The following is a 221-nucleotide window of genomic DNA, read 5'->3' on the forward strand; positions in this document are numbered from 1 at the left end:
TTTTGGATCAATATCCAGGAGATCCCTAAAGCACCAAAAGAAGGTATGAATGCATTATCCATTGCGCTGCATACCCAGGTCAAAATGTTTTATCGCCCTGACGTCCTGAAAGAGAAAAGGGAAAACGCCGAACAGCAGATTAAAATGATAAGCAGTGAGGGTAACACCGTTCTCTGGAACGACACACCCTATTATTTTGCAATCATTAGTGTTAAACAAAA

General features: G+C 40.7%; 1 protein-coding gene. It reads left to right on the forward strand.

The window, feature by feature from the left end; all coding sequences use genetic code 11:
- A partial coding sequence (locus tag JTI98_RS21110; protein ID WP_252869620.1) for a fimbria/pilus periplasmic chaperone occupies window positions 1-221 on the forward strand: 221 nt, incomplete at both ends.

This window comes from Citrobacter sp. MGH 55, assembly GCF_016906145.1.
GTDB classification, from domain to species: Bacteria; Pseudomonadota; Gammaproteobacteria; order Enterobacterales; family Enterobacteriaceae; genus Citrobacter_A; species Citrobacter_A amalonaticus.